General features: G+C 42.9%; 7 protein-coding genes. All 7 read left to right on the top strand.

Features of this window, described 5'->3' with window-relative positions:
* Positions 1-403 precede the first annotated feature (403 nt).
* The gene (locus D0S45_10390; GenBank protein TIH15597.1) at positions 404-1057 is read left to right on the top strand and encodes a heteromeric transposase endonuclease subunit TnsA; all 654 of its coding nucleotides are present in this window, start codon (positions 404-406) and stop codon (positions 1055-1057) included.
* Positions 1039-2934, top strand: a complete 1896-nt coding sequence (locus tag D0S45_10385) for a transposase (protein ID TIH15596.1) — start codon at positions 1039-1041, stop codon at positions 2932-2934. The genes D0S45_10390 and D0S45_10385 overlap by 19 nt, the downstream gene beginning before the upstream one ends.
* Positions 2934-3833, top strand: coding sequence for an AAA family ATPase (locus D0S45_10380; GenBank protein TIH15595.1), 900 nt, complete (start codon positions 2934-2936; stop codon positions 3831-3833). The genes D0S45_10385 and D0S45_10380 overlap by 1 nt, the downstream gene beginning before the upstream one ends.
* Positions 3785-4855: a hypothetical protein gene (locus D0S45_10375; GenBank protein TIH15594.1), complete on the top strand. Its 1071-nt coding sequence runs from the start codon at positions 3785-3787 to the stop codon at positions 4853-4855. The genes D0S45_10380 and D0S45_10375 overlap by 49 nt, the downstream gene beginning before the upstream one ends.
* A gap of 314 nt (positions 4856-5169) precedes the next feature.
* Positions 5170-5661 carry a toxin-activating lysine-acyltransferase gene (locus D0S45_10370; protein ID TIH15593.1) on the top strand — a complete coding sequence of 164 codons (492 nt, stop codon included), beginning with the start codon at positions 5170-5172 and terminating at the stop codon, positions 5659-5661.
* 16 nt (positions 5662-5677) lie between these two features.
* Complete coding sequence (locus tag D0S45_10365; GenBank protein TIH15592.1) at positions 5678-6340, top strand: hypothetical protein; 663 nt, start codon at positions 5678-5680, stop codon at positions 6338-6340.
* 49 nt (positions 6341-6389) lie between these two features.
* A complete protein-coding gene (locus D0S45_10360; protein ID TIH15591.1) occupies positions 6390-21098 on the top strand; it encodes a tandem-95 repeat protein in 14709 nt (4902 codons plus the stop codon).
* The last annotated feature ends 5 nt before the right edge of the window (positions 21099-21103 follow it).

Raw genomic sequence — 21103 nt, 5'->3', positions numbered from 1 at the left:
TTTGTTTTTCTTGTAAAGAAAATTACAACATTTGTTTCGAATTTGCGGATATTTATAATACCGGAAATGGAGACTATAACTCCCATGCATTGATGAGTAAATTTTATTGCGTGGCTGTAGGGGCAGAGTTTCGTTTGAAAAAATGTGGCCGTGAAAGAATAGATTGTATTATTTTTGAGATTGTTTGTGTGATATTCTATGTTTAAAATAGAATTACGGAACTTCCGTAACGAAAGTTCCGTAATGAGTAAGTTTTTTAAAAGATTGGCCTATGTGATTTACATCGCTAATCGCGACTAGAAGTCTAGGATTTGTCTAGTTTCTACAACGCTCTTGACGACTGGTGTGATCTAAGCGTATTTTGTAAATAAGATATACAACGATAATCACGACTAGGTTGCAAATGCCTGTAAGAAAAATTCCAAAGAATTATCGCAATGTGACTGGTAAACTTGTTAATACCAAGTCAGACGGTCCTGCTGGATTTGAGTCTACCTTGGAAAGGGACTTCTTGTCACTTCTTGAATTTTCGCCGGAGGTATTGAGGTTCGAGGTCCAGCCAGTCGAGATAAATTGGATCGATTCAAAAGGAAAGCTTCGTAAGTATACCCCAGATGTTTTGGTATTCTATGCTGACGGGGTTGAGTTAAAGCCAACAATTTTTGAAGTCAAGTATCGTAGTGATCTGAAGAAGAACTGGGATAAGTTGAAGCCCAAATTTATGAAAGCGCTATCTTTTGCTAAAAGCAGAAGGTGGCGCTTTAAAATTGTTAGTGAGAAAGAAATCAGAACTGGCCTTTTGAAGAATGTGAAGTTTTTGATAAGGTTTAAATGTCAGAATACTTACGACTCTACCCATGGAGATATTCTCCTTGGTTCGCTAAAGAAGCTTCATTCAAGTACTCCTGCTGATCTTCTGAAGAGCATTTATGAAGATGAGTGGGATCAAGCAGAATTGTTGCCTACTTTATGGTATATGGTTGGGACATTTCAAATAGGGTGTGATTTATCTTTACCGCTGACTATGAGGTCGGAAATATGGTTTCTAAAAAAATAGGACCTCCTGCAACATACCGTTTTACGCGGGGGGATCGAGTATATGTGGATGGAAAAGAATGTGCATTTATTGAGATGTCTGACTTTGATATTGCGTTAGTTAAGGTTCTCAGTTCTGGCGAAATAACAGCGACTAATATTGTTGCCATTGAGCCGTTTCAGGTCGTTTTAGACGACTCCCCTGCAATTGATGCCGTATCAGAGGAAAGAATGACGTTGGCGACGGAGCGATATAAAGCAATAGAACCTTTGGTTGATCTTAAGGGAAGAACTCGGGATGTCGTTGAAGCACGAGGGAAAGAATTACAAATTCACCCAAGCACTCTTTATAATTGGCTGCATTGGTATGAACAATCAGGGAAGTTGACATCACTGGTACCTAGAAATCGGAACGATAAAGGGAAAAAGAAATTTTCAGAGGAGATTGAGAGTCTTGTTCAGAGTACTATTGAGACAGAATATTTAAGCCCCCAAAAGAAATCTGTTTCTGAAGTTTATAAAAAGATAAAAAAGAAATGTTATGAAGAGGGTTTAAAGGCACCGCATATAAATACAGTGCGTAATAGGATTAAAGAAATTTCACCCTATATTAAAACCAAGCGTCGTCATGGAGATAAAGAGGCTAATGATAGCTATGGGGAAATAAAGGGTAGTTTTCCTGGTGCAGATTTTCCTTTAGCTGTTGTTGAAATCGACCATACTCAAATTGATTTAATCCTTGTCGACGACATCCATCGTCAGGCTATCGGGCGTCCATGGATCACTCTTGCGATGGACGTATACAGCCGAATGGTTGTTGGTTTTTATCTCTCTTTCGATAGACCGGGATATGTTGGAACAGGGCTTAGTATTTATAGGTCAATTGCATTGAAGGATAAGTGGCTGGCTGAAATGGGGATAGATGTAAAGTGGCCATGCTACGGAATTCCAAAAACTATTCATGTTGATAATGCAAAAGAATTTAGAAGCATCTCATTTGAAAATGCATGTGCTCAATATGGAATTAATATCGAATGGCGTCCTGTTGGGCGACCACAGTTTGGTCCTCATATCGAGAGGTTATTGGGTAATTTTGCGAAAAAAATACATAACCTTCCTGGAACAACTTTTTCCAATGTACAGCAAAGAGGGCGGTACCAGTCCGAGAAAAAAGCTTCATTCACCCTTTCAGATTTTGAAAAATGGCTTACTATTTATATTACACAAATTTATCATGAGGAGGTGCATTCATCGTTAAATATGACTCCATATAATAAATATAGACAGGGGATATTTGGTGATGATCGTCATCCAGGGGTTGGTCTTTATCCAAAGATTGCAGATGAAGAAGCTTTGCTTCTGGATTTTATGCCTATGATTAAAAGGTCAGTTCAAAGAGATGGGGTATCAATAGATAAAATTAAATATTGGAGTGATGTCCTTCGCAGATGGATTAATTGCTCATACTCGGATCGTTCTAAATTAACTCGTAAATTTATATTTAGACGGGACCCGCGAGATGTTAGTCAGATTTGGTTTTTTGATCCTGAATTGGAGACTTATTACCCTATTCCGTATCGGGATACCTCTCATCCCCCTATCAGTATATGGGAATTTCGTAAAATAAAGAAAGATTTAGAGGAGGCAGGTCAAAAGGATGTTGATGAGCGGAAGATTTTTGAAGCATATGATCGAATGGATAAGATCGAGGAAAATGCAGTGAAGCAAACCAAAGCAGCAAGATTAAAAAGGCAAAAGAGGATTTCAGGGCTTGGTGCTACGAATAAAATTATTAATAAATCTGCGAAGGTTGGTTTGAATGAAGAAATCCAGAATGATAATTTGGAGTTTGATGATTTAAAACCTTTTGATGAAATTGAATTCATGGATGATCTGTAATGACTTCTCAATTTCCGCATTTATGCGAGTCTGCTGTAAGCCTGATGGCATTGTCAGAGCAAGAAAGGATTGCGAAAATTCAGACTCCAGTTTGGATAGGTTACCCAGTGGCAAGTAAAATCTTGGCACGTTTGGAAGAACTTGTTGAATATCCGAAGTCGCATCGCATGCCGAATTTGTTGATAACTGGTGATACCAATAACGGTAAGACGATGCTTGTGAATAGATTTTGTAAGGCACACCCGCGTGATGACAATCCTGATGGAGAGGCGGCAATTATTCCTGTGTTGTATATCCAAGCTCCACCAACACCGGAGGAAGGCCGTTTCTATGATAATATTTTGGAGAACATTAATGCTCCGTTTAGGCCACAAGATAGGGCATCCAAAAAAGCGTTTCAAGCTGTGAAGTTACTTAAGGCTGTCGGAGTAAAATTATTAATTATTGATGAAATTCAGCAAATTCTAGCTGGAAGTATGAAAAAGCAAAGGGCGTTTTTGAATGTTATAAAGGGTCTTGGTAATGAACTTAAGATACCTATTGTTGGTGTGGGCACTAGAGAAGCCGATCGAGCCATTCAGACTGATTTGCAGCTGTCTAACAGGTTTGACGCTGCTTTTTTGCCGAGGTGGAGATTAAATGCTAACTATATAAGATTGCTTTTGAGTTTTGAAAGGATTTTGCCTTTGGCGCAACCATCTGGTTTGGATGAGCGTGGATTGTCAACAAAGATATTGTCAATGAGCGAAGGGTATATCGGAGAAATTGCCAGGATTCTTGCAGATGCATCTGTTTTTGCAATTAAGTCAGGACATGAAAGAATTGATGTTGATATTCTTGGAAAAATAAATTGGATTTCTCCAAGTCAAAGGCGTTATCGATCAGAATTTGGGGGATAATTACATGCTTTCAGGGAAAATATCTTCCTGCACACCCTAAACCTTTGCAAGATGAACTCCTGTCATCATGGCTTGTACGCATTGCCGAGGCTAATGCAGTAAAACTTCATACTATGTCCCGAATGTTGTTTGGCTTTAACTATTCTCCATGGATTAGGGATATAGGGCGGCATGGGCCAGATATTGTTATAAATAAGATAGCTGAAGTAACGGGAACACCTGTTTCAAGGGTGCGCGAGACGACTCTCCATGGATATGTAGGGTGGGTCCTTCGGCATATGCGCATTAGCGGTCAGACTCATTGGATTCTTCCTGTAAAAAGTAAAAGCGCAGATCGGATTGGTTATGGGGTTCAATACTGCCCTCAGTGTCTTATGGAAGACGAGAAGCCGTACTACAGGCGCGCGTGGCGCATTGCTTTTTATGCTTTTTGTCCCAAGCATGGGACAATGCTGCGCGATTCATGTCCTGAATGCGGGGCTTCGATCGTTTTTCACCGACGTGATTTTAATCGGGATATTGATCAGGCCCGAGAAATATACCAATGTGCCAAATGCGAAGCCGACTTGCGCGATGTCCCTCCAGAGAAGCCGATTATTTATGATCAGAGAGTTTACGGCTTATATTCGGCGTTGCTGAATGATTTTCATATGGGGTGTCGGAAGAAATTTAATTTGTCGTATTTTGAGGTGTTACATCAGCTTTGTAAGATAATTGTCTCAACTTCCAATAAGAATCAGCTTCATGAGTATCTTTGTTCCAAAATAGGAATTGTCCCCAAAGTATTTGAACTCAGCAAAGGTGGATCGATCGAAGAGTTGAGGATTGACCTGCGCTATTATATTGTCTCATTGGGATTGTGGTTACTGGTTTTTCCTAAGAGAAGGTTGAAGTCTGCCTGGAAAGCAAAGGCTGTTCGCTATAATTTGTTTTTAAGAGATTTTCGACATCCTCCAAAATGGTTTGCAGATATGGTTTGGGAATTTAACCGCCTGAATACGTGTCGTAAATGTAATAAGTAGCAGTCTAATCGTCTAATATTTAAATTCGATATACAGTCATTCTTATGTGATGCCTCTCGATCAGAAATTTAACCCGCCAGTTTTGCACGCAAAGCTGGCGGGTTTGTTTTTAGCAGTACCGTTTGTTTATTAATCTTAAGATATATTTTCTGAAGCATTGCATTTGAGTGAGCATTGTTATAATACGAGTCTCGTTTTTGATAAAGTCTGTTAATCAAGTTGATTCAAATATGCATAGATAGGCATAATTGAAAATTAACCCTGCCATCATGAAATACAAGTTCAATTCTTGCTGATAAAAATAGGAGTATAATGTGTCTGAAGAGAATAATAAGAATACAGTTGATTCGAGTGATAATGTTTCTCCTGATGTAAATGCTGAAGCTAGTGAATCGCAGGCTCAAGTCCAGCCCGACCTTTCATCTGTTCTTGGTGTTGTTACTGCTCTTATGATGGATAGTCCCGTCCATGAATATTTTTTCCTTTCCGATATGAAATGGTTGGTTGTTCCTCCGGTTCGTTTGCGTCAGTTCAGGATTTTTCGCAAAGACGGAATGCCCTTCGCTTATGTTTGTTGGGCATCTGTCAATGAAGAGACTGAGGCAAGGCTCAAGGCCGGGCATGTGAAACTTCGCCCGGATGAATGGAATAATGGCGATAATATCTGGCTTGTTGATTTGGTTGCGCCGTTTGGTGGGGCTGAAGAGGTGATGAAAGATTTGAAGCGGACTGTTTTTGAAGGGAAGACTGTTAAGAGTCGTCAGGTTGCTCCTGATGGGGCTGGGGCTGCAGTTGTTGAGTGGTAGGTAAGGGGTGATGAAGATGCAAGTGATTAAGAGTAATCCGGTTTGTCGGTTTGTAATACGATTTCGCGGGATATTCGCGTGTACACTAGTTGCCTTATATTATCAGCTATGGATTAAGCTTACAAGGTATGGTGTTAATTCATGGGATAAATTTGATTCGCAATCAATAATAGAGATTTTGGGAGTTGTCGGGATTGGTTTTTATACGGGATTCTCAGCAGACAAGAGCCCTGAGAAAGTTGTTATAGCTTTGAACAAATCAAGTTTAATTAGAAATAATCCATTTTTGTGGCAGTTCGCTACATTGTCATTGTTGTTTATACCAATTTTGCTGGGATCCATCATGGGCTATTTCTCATATTCGGTAACTAGTTTGATTTTAAAGTCGTTGTTTGGTGTTTTTGTTTTGCTATTTATATTCTCAGTTTGTCTCTTTAGGCGCTTTTTTTATGTATATTCTTTCAGACTTATTGGGAATGCAAGTGGTAAATATTTGATCTCATTTTTGTTTATTTATGTTTTTGTGCTATTTTGTGGGATTTCGTTTCTTTTTGAACTGTCTATGTCTTATTTTGATGGTCATGTGCTAGGTTTAACTCATTTAAAGGAATCGATTACTGTTGTGATGGCTTTTCTTATCTGTAGTACGGTTGTTTTTCTTATAGCTATTGAGAAATAACGTTTTCTGTTGGCTTCTACAATTTATTATAATTAGTAAGGTGGGTTAAATGTCTATTAAGTCAAGCCAAAGTTCATCTCCAGCTGAGCAAATAGGACAGTTTTTGGAAAGATCTGTGGAGGATGTCAGTGAAGCTGTAAATGATGCAATGGCGTATGCAGATGGGGCATTAGAATTTTTAGACAGTATTAGCGATAGTTTTGTAGGGGTATTAACGCCGAGTGAAGCTTATGCAGATATGGTATTTGGGGAAAATAGCACGATCACATCAAAGGTTCAATTTGGATATGTTGACGATATTAGAAATAGTGCAGTTCCCAATCCTGTGTCTTTTAATGTTACAACAAATGAATTTAGTTTTGATACAAAAGTAGTTAATAATGCGAATCCTTCCACTTTGATCAATATGGCAGATAAGTATGGGAAGGATATTAATAATATTTTGGGTAAAGATAGCGAGGTATATAAAGCGACTTTAGCATTTACCGCAGCAACTGAAGATAAAGTGTTGAAACAATTTGGCAAGGTTATGAATAGTTTTACGACTGCCTGCGACTTTGCCACTGAATTGAAAGAATTAGTTGAGAATGTGAAAAAGGGATCTGTGATCGGAGCAACAAAAGATGGCTGCCAGGCATTGGTAAGCCTTGGTTTTTATTGTGCAGGGACCCCAGTAGTTGCAGCAGCAACTGAGCTTGGAGGGCCCGGCGCAGGAATGGTTGCAGCTTATACTTTCGGAGAGCTTGGTAACAAAGTTAAAGAATACGTTGAGATTGCTTTTGATGAACTAGACAAAGGTTTTTCAGAGTTTGTTGAGAATGTAACGACAATATTCAATGAGCAGGAGGAAATGTTTGAGAGCGGCTGTTTTGGGTCCCTGCTCCCCGGTCCAGATGGAGATCCATTAACAATTGATTTTGATGGTGATGGTATTGAACTGATTGGAATAGATCAATCCACAGTTTTGTTTGATATGCAGGGAGATGGGAGCCTGCAACGAGTTGGGTGGGTTGCTCCAGATGATGGCATTTTGGTCTGGGATCGTAATTCTGATGGGTTTATCTCGGATCGCACCGAGATGTTTTCAGATATCATGTTTAACAATGCAGATTCGGGCGTTGCTGCTCTTGCTATGTTTGATTCAAACCATGACGGCCAATTTGATACTAATGACGTTAAGTATGATGAGGTTCAAGTTTGGCGTGATTTAGATCAGGATGCAGTTTCAGATGAGGGCGAACTTTTCAGTTTAAGCTCTCTTGGTATTGAATCCATCAAGTTGAACCGGGATGATGAGAGTTATTTTGTTAATGGTAATGTCGTGCTTGGTGTAACTCACGCTATAATAAATGGTGAGATTCATGAGGTGGCTGATGTTGGATTAAGTTCTTATTATTCTAAATATGAATTGGTTGAGCAAGTCGGTGATGCCAAAATATATCTCGATAACAGAGGAGAGAAAATTGCAGTCGTTTCAGGAACTGCACATAATTTTGATCAGGATTTAAAAGAAGTACAGAATATCTACGGTGGCGTTGGTAATGATGAGATTTCTTTAGCAGGAAAGAAGTCTGCTCTTCTGTTAGGTAAAGCAGGAAATGATATTTTGTCTGGAGGGGCAGGAGACGACACTATTTCTGGCGGGACAGGTAGTGACTCTCTTTCCGGCGGTGCTGGCAATGATAATATTACCATTGATTCCGAGGATGCATATTTCCATGGCGGAAGTGGCGTCGATGAGCTTATCGTTGAGAGTGATGATGATTTTACTATTGATTTGGGTGCTACAAGTTTTGAGATAGTTGAGTCCGGTGCTGGGAATGATAGTTTTACTGCTGGCAATTCAGCGGTAGTGGTTACGGCAGGCGGCGGGGACGACTGTCTAATCGGTAGTAATAAGGATGACTATTTTCGCGGTGGCGGTGGCAATGACTATTTTGATGGCGGTGATGGTGACGATTCTGCGCTGTTTGCTGGGGACAGCAGCGAGTATACCGTTTTAGAAAATACAGATGGTTCAGTAACAGTAAAGCACAATTATCCCGAAGGGTATGGAGAAGGTGAAGATACCCTTGTGAGTGTTGAGAGAATAATTTTCAAAGACAAAACAGTACATTTAAGCGCAAGCAATAACGCCCCCATCGCCAAGGGTGATTCCGGTAAGGGTAAAGAAAATCAAGATATAGTATTTACAAAGTACGATCTGCTTAAAAACGATTCAGATAAAGATTTTGATATTCTTTCCATAGCTTCCGTGGGTAAAACCATTGGCGGTAGCGTTCGTTTAGGTTTTAATGATTCCGTAATTTTTACCCCAGATGAAGGCTTTTCCGGCGAAGCAAGTTTCGAATATAAAGTGGATGACGGCCACGGCGGGAAAGATTCCGCAAAAGTAACAATTGATATTGAGGCCGATAATAAAGGGGAGTTCTTTGAACACCAATGGCATTTCGAGGCCATGAATATCCCGGAAGTATGGAAGGACTATACTGGTGCTGGTGTTTTTATCGGGAACAATGAAAATACCGGAGTTGACTACACTCATACGGATATTGCACCTAACTACGACAAAAGTAAGGATTATAATTACAGAACAGGCGCTAGAGATGGTTTTGTTAGAGACCGAGATCCTTCAAATAGTCACGGAACTGGAACAACTGGAATTATCGCTGCAGCCAACGATGGAAAAGGCGTATTAGGAATCGCATATAATGCATCTATAACTAATACGATTCAAGAATATGTAGATGGACTAGATTTAAAGGGACAAAGTCAATTTGATGTTGCAATTCGTTTTGCGACTAAAATGTATTACGGCAAAATGACTCCCGCAGAAATTGCAAGAGCCAAAGTTTATACAAAAGGCAATCTTTTTTCTCCTCTAGGAAAAGATGACATTTTTATCAATGATCAGGAGAACGCATTGCGAGCGGGCAGAAATGGACTTGGCACAGTCTTCGTTAGTCCCGGTGGGAATGATCGTAAATATTTTGTTGACTCCAACTATACAACCAAGAGTAACTCTAGAAGGCACATAAGCGTTGCTGCTATTGGTAAAGACTTCAAACATATGCACTGGAGCAATCCAGGGGCGTCTTTACTAATCACAGCTCCCGGCGATGAAATAATCACCACTAATGTAACAAATTTTACAGAAACAACGCTTGATGATTACCGCTTTTTTGGTGGGACATGCGGTTCCTCAGCTGTTGTAGCTGGAGTTGCAGCACTCATCCTTGAAGCCAATCCTCAACTTGGATGGCGTGATGTTCAAGAAATTTTTGCATATTCCGCAGTTCAGAATGACCCTACTAGCGAAAGCTGGGCAACAAATGGTGCTAATAACTGGAATGGCGGCGGTCTCCATGTCAGCCATGACGATGGATACGGACTCGTAGATGCTCTCGCAGCGGTGCGTCTTGCTGAAGTCTGGACAGAAACCAGTACACACGATTCCATAGGTGCTGGAACTTCAGCAAATGAAGTCTCGGTGAGCGGCACTCGGACCTGTTATAAATCTATCACTGACGGCGATTCTGCCGGAATTTCAGATTCCATCCACTTTAATGCGGGTATTGATGTTCAGACCGTAGAAGTCCACGTTAATATTTCCCATACCCATATCGGCGACCTTGAACTTATTTTAACTTCTCCAGATGGCACCCAGAGCGTCCTGCTCAACCGTATTGAAAAGAACCCTGATGATCCCAATGATACAGGGGCTGATGAAAACAACATAAACTGGACCTTCATGACCACCCATAATTGGGGTGAAATCAGTGAAGGTGACTGGACTCTAACAGTTAAGGATCATCGCACAGGTGACACCGGGCGGCTTAATTATTGGAAACTTACTGCTTACGGCGATGCCGCGACAGCCGATAATACCTACGTTTACACCAATGAGTACAAGAATTTTGCTGGAGATGAGTTTGCTAATCGGCGTGTCCTCAATGATGCTGAAGGGATTGATACCATCAATGCCGCAGCTGTTACCACAGATCAAATAATCAACCTTGAAGCGGGAGCAACCAGCTGGGTTGCAGAAAATACGCTCAAAATTGGCGATGATGTTGTTATCGAAAACGCCTTTACTGGCGACGGTGACGATATTCTGGTTGGTAACGATTCTGACAATTATCTTCGCGGTGGACGTGGAGATGACAGGCTAATCGGCGGTAAAGGGGCTGACAGGCTTGATGGTGGACGCGGTGATGATCTCGTTTCTTATGCAAAATCGGAAAGTGGTATCAGCGTAAATTTAACCGGAGCAAGCTCCGGCGGTGATGCCGAGGGTGACGTCATCACCAATGTGGAAAGTGTCATTGGTTCCGACCATAATGACTCATTTACAGGTAACGCTGAAGACAACAAGTTCTCGGGAGGACTTGGCGAAGATACCATGCACGGTGGTGCGGGTGCTGACCTCCTGCTTGGCGGCGAAGGTGCGGACACTCTCTTCGGTGATGCTGCTGATGACGAAATTGTCGGCGGTGCCGGGGATGATATAATTGATGGCGGTGCTGGAAATGATACTGTTCGTTTTTCCGGCTACATGGACGACTATACTATTTCCGATGTTGTAAATGGCAAGGTCACTGTTACCGGAGCAGACGGCATAGACACCATCTCCAATGCTGAATTTCTACAGTTTGCGGACCAGACAAAATATATCGGAGTCAATCTTGCCCCTCAGGTTCAGGATTTTTCTTACGATATGCAGGAAGAAGGGACCCTTGAAGTTAGTGCTTCCGACATAATCGCCGGAATTACCGACCCTGAGGGAGATACCGTTTCAATCAGTTCATTCCTTAACCCCCAGCACGGCCAGATCAGTGTTGATTCCAGCGGCAATGTAAAGTTTGTTGCGGATAAAGATTTCACCGGGGCCGCCAGCTTTGATTACGCCGTGGAAGATGGCAACGGAAATGAGGTCACGGCCACCGTCCATATAAATGTTGAAAATGTTAATGATGCCCCTACATTTACTTCCTGCAATATTATCGTAACTGACGGCAGTGCTGTTTCCGGTCAATTTCAGGCTTCGGATATTGATGATGACGATTCAAGTCTCAAGTATTCAGTTCTGGAAGATGCCGGGCATGGCAGTGTTGTGGTTGATGAGGATGGCACCTATTCCTACACCGCTGACAATGGTTACCATGGCGATGATGTTTTTAAAGTTCAGGTTACTGATCCGAGCGGTGCAGCAACCGTATTGGATGTCCCTGTTAGATTTATCAATCAAAGCGCATCGCAGAATGTTTTTCAGGTCAATGACAACCTGCGTACTGAGTTTTACGGCACAGATAAAGAAATGGCCGATCAGATGCGTCCTGCCATTACTGCCCTCAGTGGTGGGCGATTTGCAGTCGCCTATGGCGGCTACGGGGAAGATACGGATGTCTACACAAAGATTTACGATGCTGCCGGTAACCAGTTGACCGAGGAAAGACGTGTAAACAGCCAGACCTCATCGCATCAGTTGGAAACCTCAATCACCGCCTTGGAAGGCGGTGGGTATCTGGTTGTCTGGAATTCATACGAAGGGAAGAATTATATCTGCGGGCAGCGTTTTGATGATTTGGGCAATCCGCAGGGTAATGAGTTTTTGATCAGCAGTGAGGGCAGAGTCGGGCAAGAGATGCCTGCTGTTACGTCTCTTGAAAATGGTGGTTTTGTTGCCGTCTGGAGTGATTGGGATGGGGCTTCTAAATCGGATAATGTTTATGCGCGGCAATTTGATTCGAGAATCCAAGCGATTGGTGAAGATATCATTGTTAGTGGGGGGCAGGAGCAATATCGTGTAAATACGAATATTTTGAGTCTTTCAGACGGCGGATACATGATTATGTGGGATAATCGTGATGTTGCTAATGAAAGTAAGAAATATAATGTTTTTGCCCAGAGGTTTTCAGCTCAAGGCGAGAAAGTCGGGGCAGAGTTTCAGGTTAACCAAAAGCAGAATAAAATTAATTATGGGCGAGGAATTCCGCAGGCCGTAGAGCTCGTTAATGGCGATGTTTTGATTGTTTGGAATGCTTATTATGATAACCGCATCGCTTTTTATTCCCAACGGTATGATAGTAAGGGTGATTGTGTTGGGGAAGTAAAAGAACTTGTTAATATCAGACGATGTTCAGGGTCCTCAAAACTTAATGGCCTACAGTCACTAGCCGCAACTGCAGATGGTGGTTTTACAATCGCGTGGGCAGATTACAAAGAAACAAATATCAAGCAGCAGACTTTTAATGCCAATGGGCAAGCTGTTAGTGAAATTGAAGTAATTGCTGATTATTCAGAAGACGAGAATGCTACGCCTTCTTTGGTTACACTGGATAATGGGCAGACTGTTGTTGTTTGGCAATCTGCTGAAAACAGTTCTGCTGCTTCCAATGTAAATGGAATTATTCTTGGCGATGGTACAGCCGTTCCCCTCAGAGGAACTGCTGAAAATGACCAGATTTTTGGTGGTGCTGGCAATGACACCCTAATAGGATACAGCGGCTCAGATGTTTTGAATGGTAGGGCTGGAGTCGATATTGCCAGTTATAAAGATTCTGCTGAAGGCGTTTCGGTTAACCTTGCCACAAGTGAAATGTCAGGCGGCGATGCCGAGAATGATACGCTTGTAAGTATTGAAGGTGTCGAAGGTAGTAAATACAGTGATACTCTCGTTGGTAATGAAGAAAGCAATGTCCTGATCAGTGGCGGCGGAAATGATTCCCTGCGAGGAAATGGCGGCGAGGATACCTTTGTCATTACCCGTGACTATGGCGCAGTGACCACAATCTCAGACTTTGATCCCAGTGCTGGCGATGTTCTTGATTTAAGCGCGTTTGATGAAATTTCAGACTTTAGTAAATTACGTTCTGCTACCACAATGGATGGTGATAATACCGTCATCAAACTGTCCAATGGTCAATCTATAGTTCTTGAGAATTTTGATTCAACATCCCTTAAAAAACAAAATATCCTCGGCGCGGCTGGCACAAATCTTATTCCCACCCTTGTTTCCGATATTTGGGATACCGAAGTTATTGCTAATCCAGAGTCAGAATTCAGCCTCAACCTTGCAGAGATTGGTAAGGATGCTGACGGTGATCAGCTCACATACTCTGTTACTTGTGCAGATGGTTCTGCCCTTCCGGCATGGCTTTCATTTGATGGTACTGTGTTAAGTGGAACTCCCGCGTTAACCGATGTAGCCAATCAACAGTTAAAGGTCACTGTTACCGATGAATCCGGTGCAAGTGTTAACAAAGAGTTCAGTCTTTCCGTTCCTCTCTGGGAGAATAGTTCTAGCGTTGTCCTAAACACAGATGAAGATAGTAATTTGACTATTTCGGCAGCAGAGTTGCTTGCCAATGTCTCTATACGTTCACCTAATCTCCGTGTTCTCAATCTAACTTGTCCTTCTGAAATAGGCTCTATTGTGACAGATGGTGATGGGCAGTGGACATTCAAGCCTACTGAAAACTGGAATGGAGAGGTTAGCTTTATTTATGATGTTGGGGTGGAAGGTGGGCCAGTTATTTCTACTGAAGCAGTGATGCAGGTTGCTGCGGTAAATGATGCCCCGATTTTTAGTTCTACATTTCTGGATTCCGGATTTAATAATTCTGAGCAAATAATTTATAGTTCAGATCTTCTCGCGTTTGTTGACGATGTTGATGGTGATATTCTCTCTGTGACAGATATTTCGGTACTTGAGGGGCAAGGCGTTTTAGAAAGTAACGGTGACGGTTCATGGACATATAGGCCAATAGAGGGTGTTGAGGAAACTTTGAAGCTTAGTTTTACCGTCTCAGACGGTTCAGTCAGCAGAACTGGTTCCGCATCACTTGAATTAACAAATTTTAATTACGCGCCTGTTGTTGAAAGTGGACTCACTCTTAACTCTACCCAAGAGGAAGTGGATGTTACATTTCAGTTGGATGAACTGCTTGCCGGAGCCTCGGACCCTGAGGGGCTTCAATTATCCGTCAGTGATGTAGTTATTGAATCTGGCGAAGGTGAAATAGTCAATAACTCAGATGGTTCATGGACTTTTAAGTCTGCGAAAGATTGGTATGGCACTGCGGAGGTCAGCTACAATGTTTCAGATGGCGAAAAGAGCACCAAGTCCGTAAAATCATTTCAAGTTAGCAATATCAATGATGCTCCAGTGTTTAATGAAGAGGTCAATTTCGGTTCTGTCGACGAAGGAGACTGGAAATACATTACTCTTGCAGAGCTTGTTGCAGGTGTTTCTGATGTTGATGACAGCGATTTGTCTATTTCAAATTTAAGAATCGAAAGTGGAGCTGGTACAATTGAAGCTGTCGGCCCTAATCGCTGGAAGTATACCACTTCAGTAAATAACCCCGGCCCGGTTACATTTAAATATGATGTTTCAGATGGTGAAGCCAGTGTTGAGGCTGGCGCCTCCCTCAATGTTCTTCCTGTTGATAAACCCGTGGTTACCGGAAGTGTTGACTTTGGGCATATGAATGAGGATGGGACTTTTACCATTACCACAAATGAGCTGTTGGGGAATATCGCGGGGGGGAATGGTGAAAAACTAAGTGTTGAAAATGTTAACTTTGAATGTAAAAATGTAAGTATTGAAAAAAAGATAGAGTCATTTGATTTTGAGATTAGTAAGGAGATAGATAGTAATCTTAGGTTAGGAGATTATTGGGGGGGAGGCCGTAGGAGAATTGTATACCTTGAAAACGGTAAATTTATTTATGTTGATAAGCAAGAAGTTGCTTTATATGACCAGAGTGGCCATATTAGCAAGGTTATATATACCCTAGGAGAGACAGAGTATCTGTTTGGTGGAACATCATGTTTTGACGGTGGGTTTGTGTTGTATGGTTGCCCTAGCAAAAAAAGCGATAATGATGAGAAAATGATTTTTATGCGCTTTGATCAAACTGGAGCACAACAAGGGCCCCCATTACAAATAGATACAAACATATTGAGCAATACATCTACTCATTTTCACAATGACCGAATTAGAAGATACTATATGACCCCTTATGTTATGAGCGTTGGCGATAGGTGTTTTATACGATGGTCAGATTATGCTGAAAATGAAGGAAGTGTTTGGAAATGTGCCTACATTAACTCTAGTAACGAAATCATATCTAATCTAGCAATAGGGACAGATTCTGATTATGAATTACTGCACCATGCACCTCAAAGAGGTATTTATCCATTTAATGGTGGATATTTAGTTCTTGAAAAAAACAAAGATGATATTGATGAACATAACACTTTATATCGCCATACTATTTATGATTTTGAGGGACAATTAATTTCGCAAAAAGAATATATCTGGGGCAGTAGCCTTTTTGCTGATAGAATTCAATTTGTTGAGTTGCCAGAACAAAAGTATGCATTTGTTCTTTGTGGTGAACATTTCATTAGTGGTTCTATACGTACTTGTGTTTTCGATAAATACGGAAATGAGATAGAAAGTAATTCTTATATTGATCGGACATATCGGCCAAATTATAGGCCAGGTAGTACTTTTGCCGTGGCGGATGGTTTCCTTTTTATAACAACATCAAGAAATAATTCTTCTGAAAATTCAGGAGTTGCATGGCTTTTTGACAAGTCAGGAAAACAAATTGTTAAAACGTTTGATTTTGATGCTCCCTATCCAGACGCAGTAATTTATAATGCCATCCAAAAGGACAACGCGTATATAATTCATTGGATGATTGATGGCGCTAGTACATCCCAAAATATGGTATTCAGCACTTATTTAGTTAATGAAAGCACATCCTACACTTTCACTCCCCCAGAAGACTGGAACGGCGAACTAGATATTACTTATGACGTAAAACAGGGCAATATCATCACCCCCAACTCTGCTAAGATTACCGTAGATGCTGTAAACGATGCCCCTGTAAAGAATAATGATAACCTCATCCTTGCTGAAGCCGCAGAGGATGCTTTCAGAATCATCAGTGTAGCAGAGTTGACCTCAAATATTACCGATATAGATTCAACTGATCTGAATATTGAAAATCTTACTGTAGCTGATAACGCTGGCACCATCTCAGATAACGGTGACGGCACATGGAACTTTGTCTCTGCGAAGGATTTTAATGGTAAAGTGACTCTCAACTATGATGTCACTGACGGCGAATTTTCCGTTGCCAACTCAGCGGAGATGAATGTTGTGGCTACTAACGACGCTCCAGTGGTGAGTGATCCTGTCATCTTGGGCGGACAGATTGAGGAAGTCGATTTCGTCATTACCCGTGCGGAGCTGATCGCCAATGCATCTGATATTGATACTGCTGATAACTCCCACCTAAATGTGCAGAATTTGGCTGTCGCTCCTGAATTTGGAACAATTGTTGATAACGGCGATGGCACATGGACTTTTAAGCCAGCGAAAGATTTTACCGGAACAGCCAAGTTTACTTATGACATAACAGATGGCGAGGCGTCGGTTTCTACTGAGGTTTCGTTTGATGTTTCTAACGTGAATGACGCGCCTGTTGCCGGTGATCCCGTTCAGTTAAGCGATGTTGCCGAAGACGGAACCTTAAATTTCAGCGCAGCCGACCTTCTGGCCAATACTACCGATATCGATAACCTGACCTCTGAATTGACCGTAACAAATGTAGTCCTTCTTGAAGGCGAGGGAGTTGTTTCCGGTGACAGCGTAAATGGATGGACTTTCAAGTCAGCTGGAAACTGGAATGGTACTGCTAAGTTTGGCTACGATGTCAGTGATGGTGAGTACTCTGTTTCCACATCAGCACTTGTGGATGTGACCCCGGTTAATGACGCGCCTGTGGCTGGAAGTAGTCTTGAACTGGGAACCATTGCAGAAGATGGTGAACTGCTTGTTTCGGCTGAGAAATTGCTTTCTGCGGTTAGCGATGTAGAAGACGGAGTGTTGTTTGTCTCCGAGATCAGTGTGCCGGAGAGCGTAGGTGAACTTGTTGATAACGGTGACGGTACATGGACTTTTCGGCCTGCTTTGGACTGGAACGGCACTGCGGATATTTCTTATGTCGTTTCTGACGGCGAGCTTCCGGTCTCGGCAACAGCCAGCGCAATTGTTACTCCGGTGAACGATGCCCCCAGAATTGGTATTACCGGGCGCAAGGATGAAGCAAACGGCCCGGTTCCCACTTCCTTCAGTCTTGGGGTGGCTAGGGAGAACAGCTCCATTGAGTTTACTCTTGATGACATCTGGAGTTCAATTAAGGATGTGGATTCTCCTGACCTCGCCTTGGATTCACTGACCCTTGCTTCCGAAGTGGGAGAGCTGGAAGATTTGGGTGGCGGTAAATGGAAGTTTACCCCGGATGCAGACTGGAACGGTTCTGTTGATCTGAATGTCTCTGTTAGTGATGGCGAGTACGCTGTGCATGCCACGGGAGTTCTGTTGATCGTCCCTGATAATGATGCTCCGGTAGTGCTTGATATTGCAGATTTGGGGAGCATTGAAGAAGATGGTTCTTTTGAAATTTCTAAGGCCGATCTACTGCAGCATGTGAATGATGTAGATGGTGATGAGCTGACGGTTGAAGGGCTTACCGTTGCCGAAGGTGATGGCGAAATTGTCCGGCTAGAGAATGGCAACTGGCGTTTCAGTCCTGCTTCAGACTGGGCTGGAAATATCCGTTTGGCTTATCAGGTTTCCGATGGAATGTTTACTGAGGTAGCTGTTGCAGATCTTGTTGTGCAGGCCGTTAATGACGCTCCAAGAGTCGGTGCAGTTGCTGATCTGGGTGCTGTCTCGGAGGATAACAGCCTTGAAATCACCGCTGCGGGGTTACTGGCTGAAACAATTGATGTTGATGGTGATTCTCTGACTGTGGTCGATTTGACTGTTGTCCAGGGGGGCGGAATCCTGACAGATAAAGGCAATGGTGTCTGGGACTATACTCTTGCTGCAGACTTTAACGGAACAGTTAAGTTTGATTTTTCTGTGTCAGACGGGACTTATTTAACCCCGGCTTCGGCTGAGTTGAAGGTTGATCCTGTTAATGATTCTCCTGTTGCAGGAGCCGCTATCATGCTTGCCGATGTGGCAGAGGATGAGTCGCTGACCTTCAGCAAAGCAGATCTTCTTGCTAATGCTTCGGACATAGACGGCGACAGTCTGGATGTTGTAAATCTGAGTGTCTCGTCCGGTTCGCTGGTTGATAACGGCGACGATACTTGGACTTTTACTCCCACCCATGATTTTAACGGATCAGTCAACCTCAGTTACGAAGTAAGTGACGGCAATTTGAGCACTCCGGCCAGTGCCGGGTTTACTGTAACAGCAGTGAATGATGTCCCTGTTTTTGGTGCTGCTATCGATCTCGGTAGTGTTGGTGAAGATGCACCTTTACTGATAAGCGCGGTAGATCTTCTTGCCAATGCTTCCGATATTGATGGCGACAGTCTAAGTGTAACAAATCTGTCTGTTTCTTCCGGGGCCTTGGTAGATAACGGTGACAATACTTGGACCTATACTCCAGACCAAGATTTTAATGGTTCTGTCAGCCTCAGTTACGATGTAAGTGACGGTCATCTGAGTGCTCCGGCTAGTGCTGGAATTACTGTAACAGCAGTGAATGATACTCCTGTTGCTGGGATTACTGTTGATCTTGGCAATGTCGTTGAAGACAATTCTCTACTGATAAGTGCCGCTGATCTTCTTGCAAACGCAACCGATGTAGATGGTGACAGCCTTAGTGTCGCAAATCTGTCCGTTTCTTCCGGGTCTTTGGTGGATAACGGTGACAACACTTGGACTTTTACCCCTGCTCAGGATTTTAACGGCTCAGTCAGCCTCAGTTACGATGTTAGTGACGGTGATTTAAATGCTCCAGCCAGCGCCGGGCTTACTGTGACAGCGGTTAACGATGCGCCTCTGTCCGGTGCAGCCGTTGATCTCGGCAATATGTCTGAGGATACTCCCTTACTGATAAGTACAGCTGATCTCCTAGCCAATGCCTCTGATGTGGAAGGTGATAGCTTGAGTGTTGTGAATCTCTCCGTTTCTTCGGGGGCCTTGGTAGATAATGGTGACAGCACTTGGACTTATACTCCCGCCAAGGATTATAGTGGGCCGGTCAGCTTCAGCTATGAAGTCAGTGATGGTCAATTGAGTGCCCCGGCCAGTGCTGCTCTTGCAGTAACAGCGGTGAACGATGCCCCTGTTTCCAGTGCTGTGATCGATCTCGGCAATGTGGCTGAAGATAATTCCTTAATTATAAGTGCAGCAGACCTTCTTGTTAATGCTTCTGATGTAGAAGGTGACAGTCTGAGTGTCGCAAACCTTTCCGTCTCTTCCGGTTCTTTGGTGGATAACGGCGACAACACTTGGATTTTCAAGCCTGCCCAAGATTTTAACGGTCCGGTCAGTTTGAGCTACGAAGTCAGCGATGGTCATTTGAGTGCTCCAACCAGTGCCGGGATTATAGTCACAGCAGTAAACGATGCTCCTACTTTCGGCAGTGCGATAGATCTTGGCAGTGTAGATGAAGATACTCCTTTCCTGATAAGTGCCGCCGATCTTCTTGCCAATGCTTCCGATATTGACGGTGATAGCTTGAGTATTGCTAGTCTGACGGTGTCTTCCGGTTCTTTGGTAGATAACGGTGACAGCACTTGGACCTATACTCCTGCCCAAAATTTTAATGGCCCGGTCAGCCTAAGTTACGAGGTCAGTGATGGAAAACTGACCGCTCCGGCCACTGCTGGGCTAACCGTTGCTGCTGTGAATGATGCCCCTGTTGTTAATGCAGAAACTTATCTTGGTAATGTAGCCAGCGGCACTTTTAAATATATTACTTCCGCCAACCTGCTTGCAAATGTCAGTGACATCGAGGGTGATAGTTTAAGTATTACAAATCTTACCATTGCTTCAGGTTCGGGATCACTATTCAGGAATGCGGATAATTTCTGGACGTTTACCTCTTCGCTTTCCGGCGTGGGGGAAGTTGAGCTGGCTTTTGATGTGAGCGATGGTGACCAGACCATTGCAGGGAGAGCCAAACTTACTACCACAGGCGCGGAGCTGGACCAGAACGTAGTTTACGGTTCCGGCGGTGATGATTTTATGAGGGGACTTACTGTCGGAGATGCTCTCTATGGTCGTTCCGGTGATGACACTATGGTAGGAGATTCCGGCGACGATTACCTTAACGGAGGCAACGGTGATGACACCCTTTCCGGTGGAATCGGTGAAGACCGTCTCTATGGAGGTAATGATGCAGATAAGCTTTATGGCGGCGAAGGCGATGACGGGCTGTACGGTGGTTCCGGTGATGATGAATTTCATGGCGATAGCGGCAATGACAGGCTTTACGGTGATGTCGGCAATGATACTTTCCATGGCGGAACAGGTGATGACCGCCTTTATGGTGGAGAAGGTGACGACACCTACCTATTTAACGAAGGTGATGGTTCTGACCAGATCTATGACAATTCCGGATCCAATACCGCTGTTTTCGGCGAAGGCATAACTCAAGATGAGTTGTGGTTTTTCAAGACAGGAGCCGATCTGACAGTTGGGGTTATTGGCAGTGCTGATAAGCTTAGCGTGGATGGTTGGTATAGTTCGCAAGATAATCATCTAGCGGAATTTAAATTATCTGACGGGTCTGTTTTAGTAGAAAGTCAAGTGCAGGGACTTGTTGAAGCCATGTCCTCATACTCTCCAAGTAGTGCAGGAATTTTAACTGTGCCTTCTGAAATTCATGACGGGGCGCAAAGTATGATCGCCGCAAGCTGGGAAAAGAATTAGTTTAT

The sequence above is a fragment of the Marinifilum sp. JC120 genome (assembly GCA_004923195.1).
Lineage (GTDB): Bacteria > Desulfobacterota > Desulfovibrionia > Desulfovibrionales > Desulfovibrionaceae > Maridesulfovibrio.
The sequence above is the reverse complement of the archived record's forward strand: the minus strand, read 5'-3'. Positions and strand labels throughout refer to the sequence as shown.